This is a genomic window from Pseudarthrobacter sp. NIBRBAC000502772 (assembly GCF_006517235.1).
Classification (GTDB): Bacteria; Actinomycetota; Actinomycetes; order Actinomycetales; family Micrococcaceae; genus Arthrobacter.
In genome coordinates this window covers 2,399,872-2,418,040 of the sequence record NZ_CP041188.1, presented here as the reverse complement: position 1 = coordinate 2,418,040, position 18,169 = coordinate 2,399,872, and the positions used below count along the sequence as shown (strand labels likewise).

Annotated in this window: 11 protein-coding genes and 1 pseudogene; 3 read left to right on the top strand and 9 right to left on the bottom strand. The window is 67.3% G+C overall.

The features are described from left to right. Nucleotides 1-73: 73 nt before the first annotated feature. Entirely contained in the window at nucleotides 74-2,716 is a 2,643-nt protein-coding gene (locus tag NIBR502772_RS11170) for a trehalase-like domain-containing protein (protein ID WP_141140222.1), read from the bottom strand. 1,619 nt (nucleotides 2,717-4,335) lie between these two features. Between NIBR502772_RS11170 and NIBR502772_RS11155 the strand changes: the two genes are divergently transcribed. From NIBR502772_RS11155 to NIBR502772_RS22760, 3 genes and pseudogenes are all read left to right on the top strand, one after another. After that, nucleotides 4,336-4,596 carry a hypothetical protein gene (locus NIBR502772_RS11155; protein WP_141140221.1) on the top strand — a complete coding sequence of 87 codons (261 nt, stop codon included), beginning with the start codon at nucleotides 4,336-4,338 and terminating at the stop codon, nucleotides 4,594-4,596. A 342-nt stretch (nucleotides 4,597-4,938) separates the two neighbouring features. Beyond that, a pseudogene (locus tag NIBR502772_RS23075) lies at nucleotides 4,939-5,226 on the top strand (DUF4192 family protein); the annotation flags it as partial. Between the two features lie 259 nt (nucleotides 5,227-5,485). Beyond that, complete coding sequence (locus NIBR502772_RS22760; RefSeq protein WP_246848471.1) at nucleotides 5,486-5,959, top strand: DUF4192 family protein; 474 nt, start codon at nucleotides 5,486-5,488, stop codon at nucleotides 5,957-5,959. 941 nt (nucleotides 5,960-6,900) lie between these two features. Here the strand turns inward: NIBR502772_RS22760 and NIBR502772_RS23070 are convergent. The 8 genes from NIBR502772_RS23070 to NIBR502772_RS11105 form a co-directional block, all read right to left on the bottom strand. Next, nucleotides 6,901-7,362, bottom strand: a complete 462-nt coding sequence (locus NIBR502772_RS23070) for a TniQ family protein (RefSeq protein ID WP_141140219.1) — start codon at nucleotides 7,360-7,362, stop codon at nucleotides 6,901-6,903. 31 nt (nucleotides 7,363-7,393) lie between these two features. Further along, entirely contained in the window at nucleotides 7,394-7,726 is a 333-nt protein-coding gene (locus NIBR502772_RS11135) for a hypothetical protein (RefSeq protein WP_141140218.1), read from the bottom strand. Beyond that, nucleotides 7,723-8,385: a DUF3426 domain-containing protein gene (locus NIBR502772_RS11130; RefSeq protein WP_141140217.1), complete on the bottom strand. Its 663-nt coding sequence runs from the start codon at nucleotides 8,383-8,385 to the stop codon at nucleotides 7,723-7,725. Before NIBR502772_RS11130 ends, NIBR502772_RS11135 begins: the two co-directional genes overlap by 4 nt. Beyond that, nucleotides 8,382-10,739, bottom strand: coding sequence for a hypothetical protein (locus NIBR502772_RS11125; protein ID WP_141140216.1), 2,358 nt, complete (start codon nucleotides 10,737-10,739; stop codon nucleotides 8,382-8,384). Before NIBR502772_RS11125 ends, NIBR502772_RS11130 begins: the two co-directional genes overlap by 4 nt. Continuing rightward, on the bottom strand, nucleotides 10,709-13,519 hold the full coding sequence (locus NIBR502772_RS11120) for a hypothetical protein (protein WP_168223517.1): 2,811 nt from the start codon (nucleotides 13,517-13,519) through the stop codon (nucleotides 10,709-10,711). The genes NIBR502772_RS11125 and NIBR502772_RS11120 overlap by 31 nt, the downstream gene beginning before the upstream one ends. Then, complete coding sequence (locus tag NIBR502772_RS11115; RefSeq protein WP_141140214.1) at nucleotides 13,516-14,862, bottom strand: ATP-binding protein; 1,347 nt, start codon at nucleotides 14,860-14,862, stop codon at nucleotides 13,516-13,518. Before NIBR502772_RS11115 ends, NIBR502772_RS11120 begins: the two co-directional genes overlap by 4 nt. Further along, nucleotides 14,859-15,947, bottom strand: coding sequence for a contractile injection system tape measure protein (locus NIBR502772_RS11110; protein ID WP_141140213.1), 1,089 nt, complete (start codon nucleotides 15,945-15,947; stop codon nucleotides 14,859-14,861). The genes NIBR502772_RS11115 and NIBR502772_RS11110 overlap by 4 nt, the downstream gene beginning before the upstream one ends. 137 nt (nucleotides 15,948-16,084) lie before the next feature. Continuing rightward, complete coding sequence (locus NIBR502772_RS11105; RefSeq protein ID WP_141140212.1) at nucleotides 16,085-18,169, bottom strand: hypothetical protein; 2,085 nt, start codon at nucleotides 18,167-18,169, stop codon at nucleotides 16,085-16,087.

The following is an 18,169-nucleotide window of genomic DNA, read 5'->3' as shown; positions in this document are numbered from 1 at the left end:
CGGGCGCTGGGAAGCTCATCTGAATCCCTCTGCCAAGGGTCGTGCCGGCGGCAGGTGTTGCCGGGCCGCTGCACTAGCTCTCCTGAACCTGGTGCCGGTCCAGCCGCTGGGCGCACCGGATCAGGCCCAGGTGCGAATAGGCCTGCGGATGGTTGCCCAGGTGTGTTTCCGTCCCCGGGTCGTACTCTTCGGGCAAAAGCCCGGTGGGCCCGACCAGATTCACCAGCTGGCCGAACAGTTCCCGGGCATCGTCAAGGCGCCCGACGGCCACATATGCCTCGATCAGCCAGGTCGTGCAGATGTGGAAGCCGCCCTCCATGCCCGGCAGCCCGTCGTCGTACCGGTAGCGGAAGACCGTGGGCCCCACCCGCAGCACCCGTTCGACGGCGCTCACCGTCTTCATGAACCGCCGGTCATCCACGTCCAGCAGGCCGGACAGGCCGATATGCAGCACCGCGGCGTCCAGGTCCGGGCTGTCGTAGGCCACCGTGTACGACGCCTCCTCCTCGTCCCAGCCCTTCCGCAGGACCTCCTCCCGGATGGTGGCGGCGACGGTTTCCCACCGCGGGTCGGGTATGCGGCCGTGGCGGGCGGCGGTGCGCAGGGCCCGGTCCAGGGTCACCCAGCACATCACCTTCGTGTAGACGTGGTGCCGCGGCGGGCGGCGGGCCTCCCAGATCCCGTGGTCCGGCTCCTGCCAGCGGGCCATCACCGCCCCGGCCATCTGCCCCAGCAGCTCCCACTCGAAATCGGTCAGCCACCCGTGGCGTTCGCTGAGCCCGTGGATCAGATCCGCGATCGGGCCGAAGACGTCCAGCTGCACCTGGTGGTCCGCCGCGTTGCCGATCCGCACCGGGCGTGACCCGGCATAGCCGGGAAGGCTTTCGATGGTGGCTTCGGTGGCCATGGAGTTCCCGGACACGGAATACAGCGGGTGCAGCCACTCGGGGCCGGGAGCCTTTTCCAGGATGCCGCCGAGCCAGCGCAGGAAGCCCTCGGCCTCCTGCGTGGAGCCCAGATCGACCAGTGCCTTCACGGTCATGGATCCGTCCCGGAGCCAGCAGTACCGGTAATCCCAGTTGCGGATTCCCCCGATTCCTTCGGGCAGCGAGGTGGTGGGGGCCGCCAGCACTCCTCCGGTCGGTTCGTGCACCATGGCCCGCAGCACCAGTGCGGAGCGTCTGACAAGCGAGGGCTTGACCGTGGGCAGCTCCAGCTTGCGCACCCACTCCCGGGACCGGGCCGCGACGGCGGCGCGGCGGTCCGCTTCACCGGCGGGATCCAGCACAAAATGATCCGTATCCCCGCACCGCAGGTTCAGGACCACCGGTCCGTTGCGCAGGTTCACCTCCGCCGTCGCAGTGGCATGGCGGCCGTCGGTGCTGACCGAAAAGCCGACCCCCGGTGCGTGCAAAACGATGGGATCGGATGTGCCGAGTACATGCAGCTCACTGCCCCGTACCTCCATGCTGAACGGGGCATTGGTATAGTCCGGCCGGGGCGCGAAGACGATTCTGGCCGCACCCGTTCCGGAGAGCACCCGCACCAGGTTAGTAATGCCGGAGCCTGACTGTTCGAGGTAGTCGGTAACCGTGACATCCGCCCAGCGGGTCTCCACAATCATCGTGTTGTCGACATAGCGCTGCCCGAGCACCCGGGATGTATTCAGAGGCTCCACACTGAAATGGCCGGCGGCATCCCCGCCGAGGATGTGCGCAAAGAGCGAACCCGAATCAGGCAGCGGGTGGGTCATCCAGCAGATCTTGGCGTCCGGGGTGACCAGGGCAGTCGAGGACCCATCGCCCAGCAGGGAGTGCCGTTCCAGGCCGACGGCGTCCTCTCCGAACAGCCAGGCACGGCGCAGCTCGAACAGCACAGCCAGAACCATGGCGAAGGCTTCCGGATCACGTACCCGGTGTCCGTCCGGGGCAGGTCCTTCCCCCACCCGCAGACCCAGGTCGGGACCGCGCAGCGTGGCGAGCGCGAACTCATCACTGGGTCCGTCTCCGGCATACAGCGCGGCACTGATACCCAGCTCGGACCGCAAGCGTTCCAGTGCATGGCCCTTGGACGGTTCCACGACGGACAGGTCCAGGACGGAGCCGTCCACGATGAAGTACAGCCCGTGGTCCTTGGCGATCTGCTCCGCTTTGGCGGTCAACCTGGCAACCACGTCCGGCGCCAGCGCAATCAGGCGAAGGGCCACCGCCAAGGGTTTCCTCTCAATCCTTTCGATCCTGAAGTCTTTTTCGGCTCTCACTACCTCAGTGAGGGCAGCGCGGACGTCATGAAGGACGGCCGTGGTGCCCGGTGGCTGGCTGTAGGCGAATGCCATGTCGAACTCGGCACCGTGCGAACCCACCAGGAGGACCTCCGCCGGCAGCCGCGACACGGCGGCCAGGTCCCGCAGGGAACGGCCGGAGATCACGGCCGCGTGGGTATTGGGCAACGCCGCCAAGGCCCTGAGGGCAACCGCCGCGCTGCCCACTGGCAAGGTCACCAGGGAGGTCCCCTCGGCGTCGGAGAGTGTCCCCCCGTAGTTACAGGCCACCAGCAAGTTCGGGGTGCGGGCCAAGACTTTCAGCTCGGACACGAGCAGCGGCGACAATCCCTCACCCGCGGTATCCGACCGGATCAGCGCCCTGAGCAGGCCCTGCGGAAGCGAGGTGGTCAGCAGAGCGGAATTCGTCACCGACCGATTAACAGGAGTCGTCATTGCAGTTTTCCTTACCAGGGCACCCGGCTTCAGCTTTGACGGGTCCAGCTGAGAGGACGGAGTTTCGCCTCCGTCTCCCGGGCATCGCGCCCACGAAACTTCCGCGGCGTACCCTCACCCCAGCGTGATTCCCCGGGGCACCGGTGTCAAGAGCTCGCATGTTCCCGTCATGTCCGTGACTTTGCCGGGGAACCTGCGAACCTCGCTGTGCGCCTCATTGCTACCGCACCGGCTGCAGCGGCCAGCGGAGGTCCGCGGGTGCGAGCGTCTTGGGAACGTCGTCGCCGTCGTCGCTCAGATGATCGTATGCGTCGCCCTCCCACCTGTAGATTCCCGCGGCTCGTCCTGTTACGTAGAATTCCGTCTCGCTTTAAGAGCCGGTGCCGCGCAGGCGGACCTCCCGCCCAGTCAGGGTCCAGGCAGTCCGGCCCGATCTCGTTGCTGGCCCGCTTCGCAGCGGCGCACGATCCTCTGGAGCCTTTGCCCCTTCGCGGGACTCGGCCCGCGCACCTTCACCCGTTCACCCATGCCACCGGACGATCCAGTACGTCAGGTGCCGGTAGTGAAGCTTGTCCACTGGGATATGCCCAATGACGTCGGCGATGTGCAGCCTCAACATGGTCTGATACGTGTGCACCGTGCCAACGGAAGGCCGAACCAGAACGTCGATGTGCTCCCAACACAACCGCGATCGCTCCCGCGAGGTCCTCCAGGTGATGGAAGAGCATCGACCATTTGGGATATTGCCCGCCGCTTGACCTGGTCCCGTGGCTGGGACTTCCTGCACGCCTTCTCACTGAGGCTCGCGATCTCAGAAACAGCCAGCCACGTGGCATACCCCACTCGCAGGGTCATCAAATTGATGTGCCCATTATCGATCCACGTCCAGCCGCGCTTCACTGACGGCCAGTCCTAGCGACTTCCTGGCTGTCCTCACGGCGGGACGCGTCCTCGGGAAGGAGCTGTTCGACAATTTCCATCCACGCCCAAATCGTCTACGGCTGCAGCTCCTCTGCGCAGCTAGACCTGGCGAACCTCCGGGCCGTCTCCCAAATGAGACAGCACATTGAGGGTCTGCTTGCAACGAGGGCGACGTAGAAGTTGAGTTTCCGGCCTAATTGCGGCGAACGCGATCGTCTGGAGTTCCACTACTATGTAGCCCGAGACCACACCAACTGGCCGCCCACCTATCGGTCGCCAGTACTTCCCCTCCTACCGGGGCGATATCTGGAGTGCGAAACAACAACGCGACATAGGTGGTTATCAGCGTCGTTACGGCTTCCAGCCTGCCAGCGGCGGCTCTGGGGACAGCCGAGGTGCGTACCAGTCGGCCCGGACATGGAAGGTGTGACGGGATTGGCAGTTCTCGGCTCAGGGCCGGCTCCAACTAAGCCTTGATCCACCGATGCTGATCGGATGCCTGTCGGCGGTTTAACCGAGAATGCCCGGTCATTTCAGGGAGCCAGACCTCACCCAGGGATACCCCACCAGTCCATCGGTGGATCAAGGCTTAGTCGGCGCACTCGCCTACTGACTGGGTGCCGGTCATGTAGCTGAGCGCGTCACCTCCATGAAAGTGGTATCGAGGTCATCCAGGATCTCCTGACCAGGAGGGCGACATGCTCTACGATCAAAACACCTCAGATTTCAGCGCTCTTGCTCAAAATTCGGCCGGACCCCCACACGAGAACGTCAGTATGACGCAGGACGCAGCTTTGGATAGCCATGTAATCATGGTCTCCTCCTGGCACGTCCACCGCGACGGGAGCCGGCCGATGACTTACAGCGACTACTACTGCATGATGTCGCTGGCGGATTATCTGGAGTGGATCCAGACGGACGATGGCAGCGCACCGCCGATATCGTTCTCCAACGTCTGACCCGCGGAGGAAGACCCACCAAGCTACGCGTCCACCGTCAACGGTGAACACGACACCAACCAGTCCGCGTAACGTTCCACAACCCAAGCGGTGCCTTCAGGTCCCCCATCATCGCTGGGCGGTCCCTGCACGCAACCCGCGCGCTACGCGCCGGGCATTCCCCCGGACATTGTTCCTCGGCGCTCCTGCGTCGCTTATTTCCTCACAACAATCTCCTCTCCCAGCCCGGTCCCCCGGGTTGCCCTCCGGTCCCTCATACCCAGCGGTGATTCCTCTACCAGAAGGCCCCACCAGAGCAGAAGCCAAACCAAAGGCCCTGCCAACCACTGAGGAGAGATCACAATGGACACCCTGCACATCACCACACCGGCCGACCTTGTCAGCCTCATCGGCCACAGCCTCGGCTACTGGCCCTACGAAAGCCTGGTCTGCATCACACTCCAGGACAGTCGGATGGGCGCAACCCTCCGACTGGACTTGCCCTCCGCATCCGACCACGCCCACATGTACGCACGAAAAGTCGGCGGCTACCTCCGTAGCGACCAGGACGCGACGGCGGCCGTCTTCGCGATCTTCACCAACACCACCCGCGACAGCGACAGTGAGGCCCTCTTCGGCCCCCTCATCGAAGCACTCGCGCAGCAACTGGCCTTGGCTGGGATGCCGATCGAGGCTGGCTGGATTGTTGACCCTCGTCCATCGCCGAGTTCAGGATCCACCCCGTTTCTTACGGCCCGGACATCCCGCTTACTACTGTCCAGTCGAGCGTGCTCAACGCCGAACTCATCATCCGCGGCAGCCAGATCCACGACCGCCTTGCCCTCGCCCTCCCAGCCGAACCGTCACGCCCGAGTTCACCGCCGACGTCGAAACCCACCTCAAGACCGTAGTGGCCCAAGGCCCCGCACAGCGGACAGCCGCAGCCCGCGGCCTCTGGTCCAGTCTCCTCGACAACAAGGAGGAACCGACGACGGCGCAGCTCGCCCAAGTGCTCGCCCACGTACAAAGTCCGGAACTCAGGGACAGGCTCCTCGCCGACATGCCCGGCCTGGACCTGCCCATGGAACTCGTCCTGTTCGGTGAATCCGACGCTGCGCCGGATTGGGACCGGATCGACACCGCCGAAGCACTGCTGCGGCAGCTCTATTCCGTCGCGGCGCCGAAGCATGCCGCAGCCCCGCTGACGGTTCTCGGGTGCATCGCTTGGTGGAAGGGCAAAGGATCCTTCGCGTCCGACCTGATGGACCTCGCCCGGTCTTTCGACCCGGACTACCGTCTCGCCCGTCTGATGAGCCAGATGCTCGGCTGCGGACTCGTCGCGGGATGGGCCACCAATAAGACGCAGGCCTACCGCACGCTCTAACCAAAACCCAGAGAGGAGCGGACACCATGAACATCGTCCTTTACAGCAAGCCCGGCTGCCAGCAATGCCGCACATGTGCCATCTTCCTGATGACTTTAGTGAGCTGGCGTGTAGAAGACGCATGCGCGTGTCCACACTTCTTCAGAAATTTGTCCACACAGTGGGCCTGAAATGCCCCTGAACTGAGACAACACTGCGCGCCTATGGGTGGGGTCCAGTCCCACACACCTTCAGTCACTACCGCTCCCCGCACGTCGCAGCGTCAGGTGCCGCTGCCCTGGACGTCGTCCTGGCCGCGTCCACGCGGGGGCTGCCCCGCTTGGGTTGCCCGCTGGTCATGTCTGAAGCGCCGGCGCGGAGCGTGAACGAATATCACCAGAAAAGGAGCGACGAGCGGAAAGACTCACGATAAAGCAACACGTCATGTCCCCCAGAACGTTCGGGCGCATGAACTACTACTAACCGGAAGTTCCAGGAAAGGACCCAAAAATGCCGGTCCAGCGGCCACCCGTGGACAGGGTGTGGACACAGTCCACACCCCTTTGGCCGGACAACCGATCACATTGCCGGCCTCACTCAGCCGCAGAAGCCGCTGGGCGAAACGAAGAATTTTCGAGACGTTGCGCTCAGGTCATGTCGTCAACACAACTCTTTTCCATGAATGAGTGATGGCCTACGACGGCCATCAGGACACCCCAGAAAGGAGGACAGATACCCCCAGATCCCCAGTAGGCGGAGGGCCCACCGGCCAGGGTCCTGACCCCGCCACCCACACAACTTCACAGGCCACCGCGGCGCCAGGTACAGACCGCGGCCAGTGTCAGAGGGACCCGCGGAGGGCCAATGTCCACACATTAAAGCAAAAACCCTTCCGACGAGGGGTCATGCTGTGCCCGAGGTGGGACTCGAACCGCATTCCACCCCCTGCAAATACAGGGAACTCAAGAAAACATACGCAATCCGAGCCAATCCGGCCGATATACGGCCCAGTCCAAGGCCAAATCTGTTGACATTGTCAACACGCCCTTCCTGACAGATTCTGAACAAACAGAGCGACTGCCGCTCCCCATTTTGCGGGGGCGCGGCAGTCGCTCTGTGTTGGGGTCAGAGGCCTTCACCGTAGATGGATCCGCTCGAACAGGTGGATTCAGGCTTGGCTGGTACGCCGGGCTGGGTGCATGTCCAGCAGGATACAGCTCGGGAGCGAATCTAGCGGGCGGGCAATGTCCAGATCTTCCGGCCCGCCCAGTGCATGACCCAAAGTCCGACACGAGATCGTAAAGGCTGACATGGTAACGATCGGCAATTCGCCGCAACCATGATGAGAGTGACTCGACGGGGAGTGGTGCAGGATGTACTGGACGTTGGCGGGATCCGGAGGGACGTACAGAGAAGTGACGCATTCATTGTGCATGCCAAGTCCAGACCACGTGATTACGTTGCCTTTCCCTTGGTCGATTTCCCGTCCAGAAGTGCAGCCCTCTCGCGCAGGCCTGCGGCCACGCGCTTGCCGAACGTCTCAGCCGGTGGCGGGGCGACCACGATCTGCTCGCGTAATGCGTCGACCTCGGCCTGGGCGGTGGCCCGGACCTCGGGGTCCTGCGACTCCAGCCGCGCGGCGAGCGAGCTGACCTCGCGCAGAGCCTTGCCGAGCGCTGAGGCGGCCGCCGTCGGCGACGCGGTCAGTTCCTCAGGTGTCTTTCCTGTACGCGCCGCGAGCCACCGCACGCCGGGGCCGGCATCTTGCGACCGCTCTGACATCCTCACGTCCCTTCCTCGGTTCCGTCGTCGGGCGCCAGGCCGAGAAGCCGCCCCGGTGAGATAGCGCCTCGTGCCACATTCGTGAGCTCTTCATGCGACGTGAGCACGTGTCCGGCCTCCGGCTGGGGTGTCAGCTCGAGGCCGGTGGCGCACGCCCACAGGTCGGCCCCGACCTGGTAGCCCACGATGCCGATGCCGGCATCAGCGAGGCTCATGTTGATCTCGGCGGTGTCCGCGTCGTCGAAGGTGACGAGCCGACGGTTGATCCCGGAAGCGGCTGCGTAACGGGTCTCCCGGTCCAGAGGGTTTCCGCTGAGGTCGAGTACCTGCAGGGTCGGCAGACTGACGAGGGGCAGGGCACTGTGCAGTCGATTGCGCCGAACCACCGCGATCTGGAGCTCGAGACCGGCCGCCCAGTCCGCGTCGGCCAGATCGCTGTTCTCAACGGCCAGTACCCGAAGGGCGCGCAGCCGGGCCAACGACGAATAATCCCCGACCGAGCAACCAATGAGCGAGAGCGTCTTGAGACCGGTGAGCCTCTCGATTCCCTCGAGCGAGCGAGCGTGCGAGATCACCAGGTCGGCGACGCTGCCCGGCGGGGTGCCGGGTTCGATCAGCCCGGCAGCAACCAGGTCCGCGATCGAACGCTCAACATCAGTGGTCATCCGGCACCCTCCAGCTCCGTGGCAGTGTATGCCTCCGCAAAATTGGCCTGAATCCGCTGCCAGTTTAGCCGTTGTCGAAGCGCGAGTTGGGCTACGGTGAGCTCGAGGTCCTCTCGGTTGTCCATGCGATAGAGCATGCCGACCTGCTGCGTCAGAGCATAGACGGGGATCATTGCGGTGGTGCCGTCCCAGAGGCGGACCCCCAGCTGCGACTGGAGGTGCCGGATGTAGCCCAACGGACCGAGACTGTTGCTTGCGTTGAACTCCTCGCGGAGCCAGTCGTGGAACTCTTCGGTTCCAATGGTTCCCGTTGTCACCACCTCGTCGCCCTCGCGCCGCCGGAACGCTCCCACGTGACCCGAGAACCCCACCGACACCGCTGGTCCGTGGTGCGTCTGCACCCCGCGCGGCGATCCGAGGGGACGACCGCTCGCGTCGCCGGGGGCCGGCGCGGGGCGAAGGGGCAGGACGCTCGGTATGTGCAGCACCCAGCGCGTCGGGGACCGCAGCCGGTTGTGGGCGGTGACCCACCGCAGGCCGTCCCGGATGTTGCCTGAGTTCGCCGTGTCGACCGCTGTTTCGAGGACCCGTGGGATGAATTCGGTCGTGATCCACTCGTGGCTTTCCGGTTGGACGTTGCGGAAGAGGCGCTTAACGTAGTTCTTGGTCTCCGGGCTGGCCGCCCACACCGACACGAAGTGCGTCCACGTGACTCCGTTGGTGCTGCCGGGCGACACCATCGCCCGCAGGAAAGCGACGACGGTTCCCGCCCCGGCGATCGCGGTCTTAATGAGCGGATTCACCGTGTCAACCGGCAGGTTGACGAACGAGCCCCAGCGTCCCCCTGTCATCGTGAACGAGATGCCCTGGAGCTGCCGGAGCAGGCTCGAGTTGTCCTCCGTTGAGATGGTCCGGTTCGCGACCCGGACCATGCGGGTGGCCGTGTCTGACCCCAGGGCGGTGATGAACTGGGGGCGGACCGTGTGCGGCGGGTCCGGTGTGTCCGTCTCGAAGGCCGGGTTCCGGAAGATCCCCGACGACGCGGACCGCGGATTACTCTGGCTGCCCGCGACGAACCACGGCAGCAGCTCGCGTCGCGTCGCGTCCCTCCGGAGCAGGGCGAGCGCGCCGTCCGGCGAGACGACCGTTAAGTCCCAGATCGGCGTCGTCCCATCGGGGGCCAGCTTGGCTCGCGTGATGGTCGGCTCCCACTGTCCCGCGACGGTGCCGGCGTACGCACGGCCGTGGTTCGGCAGGTTCGCCGCCATGTCCGCGAGATAGCTGCTCTCGGACGCGCGGTCGCCGAAGATCCCCCAGAGCTCCCGGAGCATTCCGGCGATAGCTCGTTCCCGTGCCTCGAGCGCACTGTCGTTGGGCGGCTCTACCTCGTCGTTCAGGTCGCGGTTCGCCTCGAGGAACTGGCGAGCGAGCTCATCGCCGTCGGCGTTCGTCTCGTCCGCGACAGCCGCGAGAGCATCCAGCTTCGAGGTGGCGTCCGCCTGCTGCTCCTGGGGTAGGTCGCCCACCTTGCCTCGCCACTCGGCGATCTTGTTCTCGATCGGCTCAGGCACTGAGGCCACCATGAGGGTCGCGTCCTCGCCTGCAACGTTGAACCACAGCCGGTGGCTCTCATTGGCGGCGCTGAACCGAACGGTAGTACCAAGCTCGGTGTCGTCGTTGCCGCCATCGGGTTCCTCCTCCCCGCCGATCCCCATGCGCGCCAAAAGGGCCCGCCCCCGCTCGGCGAGGAATCCGATGACCCGGTCCATGGCGGCGTACACCACGGTCTGGAGGCGGGTGATGACCTCGGCCACTTCGCCGGGCAGCCCGCCCAGGTGCATCAGCCCGGCCAGGAAGTCGATGACCGGGGGGATCAGCGAGGCCAGCGCGCGCTCGACAGCCGCAGCGAGGCCGCCGATATTTCCGGCGATGACGTCGGCCATGCCATTGACCACCGCCTCGACGAACCGGAAGATCCGTGCCGCGTTGCGGAAGATCCATGAGCACACCTGATAGATCAGGTCGATCGCCTGGGCGATGGCTCCGGCAGGGTTGAGCATTCCGATGACCCGCATGATGACCTGCTGGATCAGGGTCTCCACGAGATATTCCACCGCAGCCTCAAGGATCATGCTGACAATGCTCTCGGGCGACAGCTGCTCCTTGACGAGCTCGACGAGACCCTCAGGACCGCGCTCAATAAGGACCGAGACCAGCTGCCACGTCGCTTCGATGACCTCGACCGCCGTGGGCCCGATGTGGCGCACCAGGATCTCGCGCACCCGTGGCCATGTGACGCCCATGAGCTGTAACGCGAAGGACATCAGCGACCGCGCCGAGACATCGCGCGGCATCGGGATTGGCGTGTCCAGACGCGAGAAGAGCCAGCGCCAGAAACCCTGCAGGACGTGGGTGCCGAAGTTGTCGAAGAACTGCTGGAAGCCCTGCTTGACGCCGGCGACGAGGTTGTTGATGAAGTTCTCGGGGTCGTCGGCGATGTCGGAGATGACCTGCTCGATCCTGGCGATGAGCGCCCAGAACGCGCCCGGGGGATGCCGACCAGCCGCAGCAGCCCGTTGATGATGGCGCGGACCGGGTCGTCGATGAACTCCTCGATGGCGGCGACGACCCGGCCGATGAGCCCGCCGGCCTCGTCGCGCCTCGCCTGCGCCTCGGCGTGCACCTCGTTGACGGCCTGGGTGGCCCGCTGCGACACGTCGCGCACGAAGCTCGTCTGGGCGTCGGTGACCCGCTGGCTCAGGCTGTCGAGCATCCCGGTAAAGCGCGCCCGCTCCTGTGCCGCCCACTCGGGGAACTCCGCCTCCATCGCCGTAAACGCCGCGTCGATGTCGTCACGCGCGTGCTGGATCACCGCCTGCGCTGCCGCGACAACGCCGTTGACGTCCGTCGAGATCTCTGTGAGCAGGTCACACACGCCGTCGCCGAAGTCGCGCTCGGCGCGGTTGTACTCGTCCGTCACCCAGTCGGGCAGTCCGGCGATGTAGTCACCGATCGCGACTATCGCTCCACCGACACCGGAATGCCGCTCGTCGATCCAGCGCTTGACCCGGTCGAGGGAGTCGTGGAAGTCCTGCGACAGTCGGGCCAGGCCGGCATCCCAGCGGGCGATCGCGGTGCGGCTGAGGGGCTCTAGGAGGGCGTCGACCTGCTGCTGGGCGCCGTCGTAGATCTGTTGCGCCCGTGCGGCGACCGACTCGCGCGTCTGCTCCTCCGTCGTGACCATGCCGCCCTGCGCGGTGCCGACCGAGCGCACCGTACCCGATCGTGAGGCCCGCATCGCCGCGACGGCCTGTAGCTGCAGCTGGGCCATGTCGCCCTGCGCAGCGTCGATGGCCTGCTGCTGCTCTGCCTGGATCTCCTGGGGCGTCCGCTCGGCGACCTCGCCGAGCTCGCCCCGGGCGGCGCGGGCCTCGGCGAACGGCCCGTCCGGGACCTCGCGGGTCACACGCGTATCGATGCCCGAGTCTGCGATCCGCTGGTCCGTCGCAGAGACGTCGGCGTCGAGCGTGGTGTTTTGCGGCGGGATCGGGTCGGGCGCGGCCCCGCCGGCGTCGACGCCGATGCCGGGTGATGTTGGTGACTGCTCGGCGATCGCCTCAGGGCTCAGCGCGGGCGTGCCAGCCGGGGGCGTTGCCATCGCGTCGTAGGCGCTCCCGACCTCGGCGGTCTGCATCTCCACCGAGCCGGTGACCGTCGCCCCGGCGCTCTGTGCCTCGTGCGTCGGGTCGGTCTCGAGGAGCTGGTCCTCGTCCTCGGGACGGTTGTCACGAATCGCTGTCCGGATCCGCTCGCACAACGCGACGATCTCGGGGCTCGGTGCGGGCCGCTCCCCCAACACGGCGGCGAGCTCCTCCCGGGCACGGGCGGAGGTCTCAGCGGCAGGCTCGGTTACTGCACCGCGCGAGTCCGCCACGTTCTCGTCGGCCGACGGCAGATCGCGTGCCGCGCTGGCCGCACGGCGGGCGCCCCCGGCGATCCCGCCTCCGCGCTCAGCTGCCGCTGGGGTGAGTTCGGTAGGTGGGCTCGGCATGATCAGTTCGACGACGGGTCCCACCTCACCCTCAGCCGCCGCGCCCCCACCCGCGAACTCGCTCTCGGCCGCCTCGTCCTCGGCAATCCCTCCGCCGGTTGCCGCTGTGCCTGCCTCGGCCACTGCGGCGGTCGCCTGGTCCGCCGTCTCCCGTGTCCGCGCCGCGGCAGCCTTCACGACCTCAGCCGATGAGGCACTCTCCGTTAAATTCGCGGGAATGACGGTCGTGTCGGCCAGCGGCGCGGCGGGGGCCGGCGGCGACGGGGGCACGAGAGGCTCCGGCTCGCCCGTGACGGCGCCGAAGAATCCCGCGAGGGCGGCACGGATCGCGGCGTCGAGGATCCTCAAGGTCTCGGGGCTGTCCACGCCGTAAATACCGGGCGCGAAGAAGAGGTCGGTGTCGGTGACGAAGGCGGGGGCAGCAGCGACCGGTGAGTCCGGATGCACCCGCAGCTCGGTAGTGTCCGCGCCGAAAAGTCCGCGGTAGACCTCGGCGATGCGCGGGCTTAGCGGCTCGCCCGGAGGCTGGGAGCCGGCAGGAAGATGGATCGTTGCCTGGTCGGAGGTCCCCGGCGCGTCGATTCCCTCCCGGGGCGTCCAGACGACTCCGGCCGGCAGGGGCCGCAGGTCGACTCCTAGGGTGGTGCCGCGTAGTGTGATCGCTGGCGCCGCGAGCCGCTGCTCGGGGCGCCAGCCTTCGATCTTCCACTTGACCTCGCCGAGGTCCAGCCCGACAATGTTGACCCTGGCCCGCATCTCGACCGTGCCGTCGAGGGAGCCGTCCGAGCGGAAGCCGGCCCACCCGGTGAGGTCGGCGAAGGGCGACCTGCCGGCCAGTACGACGACGCCCCCGTCGACGCCCCATTCAGCATGGACTGCGTCGAGACCGCCTGCGGTGACCGCGCCCAGCGCGACCACGGACGTGTCGCCGGATGGCCGGGGCACTCGGCCAAACAGCGTCCCGTCGGCGGCGGCCAGAGTCCGCGAGGCGGCGAGATCGGCCGGCGACCGCGTCGATCCAGCCGACTCCGGGCCGGGGCCGGGCGACCGCGGCCCCGCCCGCGCGGTTACCGGGGTGCTCACCGCGGCACCGACTTCCCCGCCTTCTCGTACTGTCTCCGGATCCCATTCAGCAGGTGCTCGGTGGTTACCACCCGCCCGTTCGAGGCGGCCAGATAGGCTGCGTCCAGGGTGGCGTCTCGGATCTGGGCGCCCGTCAGCGGATAGCGGCGGGCGATCTCCCCGAGGTCGATCGCACGGTCCATGGGCAGCCGATCCGGGGCCACGGTGGTCCAGAGCCGCTCGCGCTCGCCAGGACCGGGCTCGGGAAATTCGATCATGACGTGGATGCGGCGCTGGAAGGCGGTGTCGATGTTCGCGAGCAGGTTCGAGGTGAGGACGACGATGCCGGGGTGTTGCTCGACCCGCGACAGCAGGTAAGACACCTCTTGGTTGGCATAGCGGTCGTGTGCATCCCCCACCTCCGTGCGCGCGCCGAAGATCGCGTCGGCTTCGTCGAAGACGAGGATGCACCGCTCGCGCGCGGCCCGGTCGAAGACCTTGGCAAGGGCTTTCTCCGTCTCGCCGATGTACTTCGACACGAGCGCTGAGAGGTCCACGACGTATGCAGGCAGGCCGGCCGACGCAGCCAGTGCTGCCGCCGTCATGGTCTTGCCTGTGCCGGGCGGGCCGTGGAAGAGTGCGATGAGGCCGGTCGCGTTGTCGTGGTGCGCGCCGAAGCCCCAGTCGTCGACGACGGTGTCGCGGTGGGTGATCCGCGCGGCGAGGGCGTCCACCCGCACCCGCGCTGCGGCGGGCAGGACGACGTCGTCAAGGGTGTGGACCGTGGTGAGGGGGCGGGCCGGGAAGCCGGCGGAGGCCGCTTCGATCTCGGGTGGGACACCGAGCACCCAGGCGACCAATGCCGGGTCGGCGCGCAGCGAACCCGACAGGTCGCCGGGCGGGTCGAGGCTGAGCAGCCCCTGCGAGCGCAGCCGGCCCTGGGCGGAGAGCAGCACGGTGGCGTCGAGCCGGCCGCGGAACGACCGGGCGATCAGGTTCCTTGCGACCTCTCCTGTGAGGCCAGTGATGGAGGGACGGTCGGTCAGCGCGCCGTACCGCACCGCGAAGCGCTCGTCGGCTAACGGCGCGATCGCGGCCACGAGGACTACCGCCTCCGCGGCGGACAGGTCGGCGAGCGCGATGACTTCGGCGAGCGGGCCGACGCCATCGAACCGCTCGAGCGGGGGAAGCCCCTCCCCGTTGCCGTCGATGCCGAGGCACCGACCCGCCGGACCGCCGCGGCGCTCCTCGATCCGGACGGCGATGAGCGCGTCGAGTATCTCGAAGGCTGCCCGCAGCTCGGCGACAGGAGCCGGTGTCGTGCCACTCGGTGGGTGCCCCGCCGGGATGGTTCCCGAACTCACCGGAACCTCACGGTGAGTGGCGGCGACAACGGGAGTTTGATCAGCCCAACGGGGTAGGGCAGCAGCGGCAGCAGGACATCGAGGGGGTGCGTCGCGGCGGTGAGCAGGGCGGGGTCGCGCTCCATGTCGAGGCGGCCGATGCGCACGAGCCACGAAACCCGGACGAAGGCATCGGACGAGCGCTCGAAGCCGGGCAGCAGCGCCGCGAACGAAGAGAGCACGCCGCTCGCGGACTGGGCGACCTCGCGAGCGGCGCTCAGGGGCATACGGGGCGGGATTGGTTGGCCGGTCAGGGCGGACCTTCCCGCGAGCAGTCCGACGAGCGGGTCGTCGGCAATGGTGGGGTCGTCGGGATCGACGACCATGGCGAGCGCCGCCTCCCGCACGTCGAGCGGGTCCAGGTGTGGGTGGAGGGCCTCGGCGCGCCGGCAGTGCTCCGCGAGCCACGGGTAGACAAGCACGAGACCCGCGGCCCGGGTCAGGCCGGCAAGATCTGCGTGGTCGCTCCGGTCGTCGGCGATGCCGGCGACCGCCTCGAGACGGGCCATTACAGCAGCCTCCAGGCTCACCGCGGGCCCGCTGGCTCCCGCCCTGGCCGCCCCTGCCATGCCGTCCGGCGGGTCCTCGATCCGATGTGACTGTGAGACGTCCACCTCGGACCGGTCGCGGCCGGTGGCTAGGGTGGAGTCGCGGTCGGTGGCTGGGGTGGAAGGGAGATCATGTTCGCTGGAAGGTGGCGGGATCGCCCGCAGGCCAAGGACTCTCGCGAGAGCAGTCACGAGCGCGGCCCACTGCGCGGCCGGCATCCGTGCCTTGGCCGTCGCAGCGGTCTCCGGATCGACGAGAGCGAGCAGGACCGGAGGCAGCACATGCACTCCGTCGCCGTCCCTGCGGAGCCAGTCGCGTGTCACCGCCACGAGGTCGGCGGGTCCTGAGAGAGCAGCTGCCGCGGCGGCGGGTCCTGGGATATCCCTCCCGGGCCGGTTCCCGGCACGCGCAGCCAGCACATTCGTCCGGATCGCAGCGGCCCACAGCACTGCAAGGGTCTCGTCGTCGTAGTCGTCGACGTCGAGATCGAGTGTCACGCTGAGCCGCTCGATCGCGATGTTGCCGACGCCAACCAGCGCGTGCTCCAAGGCCATGGGCAGGGTCGTGGCCGCGACGCGGGCCAGCCGCCGCGCGGCGGGTCCGCGCAGGCGCAGCGTGTCAATGGCCACCTCGGTCACTGCATCAGCCCCCCGAGCTCTCGCAGCTGGGCGTCGAGCTGCCGCCCGAGGTCGGGGCTGACCCCGGCCGCCTTGACGAGCGTCCGGAGGGTACTGAGCATCTCGAGTGTGGCCGCTGCGACCATCGGCTCATCGGCGGGCGCCTCGGAAGCCGCTGTCGCGGCCAGCTCGGTCTTGGCGCGGTCGGCCGCGGCGGCATACCGCTTGAAGTTCCTGTTGCCCGCCGACGGCAGGGAGCGCATCGCGGCGATCGTCGTCTCGGCGAAGTCCGCGATGCCCTGCCCGAGGGCCTTGTCGATCCCCCGGTGGGGTCCGGCCGTTGTGTCGGCAAAGCCCCCGCCGATCCGCGGCTCGGGCCGGCCGCCGCCGCCCACCTTCGTGATGATCTCGATCTTGCCCTCGAGCACATCGATCCGGCCTTGGACGGTCCCGAACTGCTTGAGGTCCTGCTCGAGCGTGCCGACCCGGGTGTCGAAGGAACCCGGGTCGAAGCTCGTCTTGTAGGCAAGGAAGTCGGTTTGCAGCGTGGTCAGGTTGCCACCGAGTCCGGTGATAGTCTGGTCCATCGCGTCGAACCGGGTCTCGAAGCCTGCAGACAGGCCCTTGAGCTCGGTCGCGGCCGCCTGGGCGGCGGTCGCGGCGCCAAGCGCGGCCGGGAGCGCCGCACCGACGAGGCGGGTGTTGCGCACGGCGGCCACGCGCCCGGTGGCGACGACCACGCCGGCGGAGTCAACAGACAGGACGATCGTGTCGGAAGGGCTGAAGCCTCCGGAGGGCAGATAGCCATCGAGCGCCTGCGCCTCGGCGGGCGCGAGGACGCGGATATCAGCGAGGCCGCCATCCTCGGCGATGAAACCCTCGAGCACGTTCCTGACCTCGCTGCCGGGTCGACCGACGTAGTCGGTGGCGCCGATCACGCCGTCGTCGAAGCGGTTCCACTGCTCCGTCTCGTAGATCGTCCATGGCTCCTTCCATGGCCGCTCGTACGGCGGATACCAGATCGGAACCTTGGGGTCGAGGAGCTCGAACTCCCACGGGATCTGCCAGTGGTCAGGGATCTTCGGCGGCGGGTAGTAGATGTTGATGCACTTGCCTCCGATGAGGATCGAGCCCTTGGGGCACTTGACCGGTGGCGGCGTTGTGCCCCCCGGCACCGGCTCCGGGGGCGCATAGCCGGCAAGGAGCGCCTCAAGCTCGTCGCGGAAGCTGCCTGCCGGATCGGCGCAGGTCCCTCCGAGGAAAGCCTCGGTGAAGCCCCGTGGCGGCTCCCACGCGTGGCGGAAGGCGCAGTCAAAGACCCACGTCGAGCTGACCTGGTGGACCCAGCCGAGCACGACCCCCGGGCGGGTCGTCGACCGGTCGCAGGAAAGGCGTATCAGTGCCTCGATGCGCAGCAGGTCCAGAGTCGCGAAGAGCACCATGTTGAGCCAGCCGCACTTGTAGCCTTTGACGCCGGCCTGGTCAGCCGAGACGATCGACGTCGCCTGGAGCTTGGCGATGAGGGCCGTGTCGACAAGCGGCTGTGTGCCGTTCGTCAGGCGGGTCGCAATGGCGTTGCGCAGCGTCGGGTAGGAGTTGATGGGCGTGGAGTCGAGCGCGAGCCGGATCGGTTCGACCGAGAGCAGCGGCTCGGCGGAGAAGTCCATCCGGGTGCCGGTGACGCGCCCGGCGACGATGCGCAGAGCGACACCGCGGGTGTGCAGCTCCGAGTGCCCCGCGCAGCCCTCCTCGCCGCACTCGGGCGCGGGCTCGATCGTGTCCGTGGCCTCGAGCACGACGCTGAAGCCACCCGGGCCCGTCGCGATGAAATCATATGAGGGTGTGACGGCGGTGGGCGGCAGGGCGATGGTCCGCTCCTCGCTCAGGACGAGAGGCTCGCCGAACTGGTCCACGGCCAGGCCCGGCCTGATGGTCAGGGTCGCCCCGGCCTTGACCATGCCGCCGAGGCCGCAGTTGACTCCAAAGCCGATCATCCGGCCGACGAGGCGGTCACGCTCATGGAGGAAGTCCCTCAGGTCGTTGAGCTCGGCCTCGGTGAGCGTCTGGCCTTCCTCGAAGACGGGGTACTGGTGGGGTGTCAT